Source organism: Aerococcus sp. L_32 (genome assembly GCF_050689315.1).
Genome location: NZ_JBOEQF010000751.1, coordinates 1 through 884, shown reverse-complemented (window position 1 = coordinate 884; position 884 = coordinate 1). Strand labels below are relative to the sequence as shown.

At 39.5% G+C, this 884-nt stretch carries 2 protein-coding genes; both read right to left on the bottom strand.

All coding sequences use genetic code 11. The annotated features are described in order from the left end of the window. Nucleotides 1-183, bottom strand: a 183-nt coding sequence (locus ACRCJ0_RS16200; RefSeq protein ID WP_431391188.1) for an alpha-amylase family glycosyl hydrolase, incomplete at its 3' end; no start/stop codon positions are given. 123 nt (nt 184-306) lie between these two features. Then, nucleotides 307-884, bottom strand: a 578-nt coding sequence (locus ACRCJ0_RS16195) for an ABC transporter ATP-binding protein (RefSeq protein ID WP_431391191.1), incomplete at its 5' end; no start/stop codon positions are given.

Genomic DNA, 884 nt, shown 5'->3' with positions numbered 1-884 from the left:
GTTATCGTCCATAGGGCTATCATAAACTGGTGATAACCAGATGGCAGTTATGCCCAATTCTTGCAAGTAGTCTAATTTGCTGGTAATGCCCTTTAAATCCCCGATACCATCGCCATTCGCATCTGCAAAGGATTTAGGATAGATTTGATAGATAGTTGCTTTGTGCCACCAATGTTTTTCCATTTCACGCACTCCTTATGATGTTTTATGTTGTTAAATCCATTCTACCAGTTTGTGCAAGCGTTTTCATTAATAATGTCAAAATAGCTGGGAAGTTTTGTCCCCAGCTAAGATATGCTTCGCATATTAACGAATTGCTTGTTCTGTTGCCAAGTCGAAGAAATGTCCCTTCGTAATGTTAAAGGTTAGGGCAACTTTGTCACCCGCTTCAAATGTGTCACGAGCAGATACACGTGCAACGTATTCAGTTTGACCTAATTTTAGGTATAACATGGTTTCAGGACCAAGTAATTCAGAAACGACTACCTCACCTGTCACGGTATCCTCTGGGTAGGCTTCAATGGCAATATTAGTATCCAAAATATCTTCTGGACGAATACCGAAAATGACTTCTTTACCCAGGTAACCACGGTCACGTAAGATTTTAGCTTGGCCTTCTGGTATAGCAATGTCCAAACCATCTTGATTGGTAATACGATTCTCCCCTACTGTTACTGTAAAGAAGTTCATTGAAGGACTACCAATAAAGCTAGCTACGAATTTACTTACGGGTTCATTATATAATTCTTGTGGTGTACCAATTTGTTCAATGCGACCAATTGTGCCTGAATCATCAGAATTTTTCGTTGCATTCATAATCACAATTCGATCTGCTAATGTCATTGCTTCGGTTTGATCATGTGTAACATAAATAGTCGTTGCCC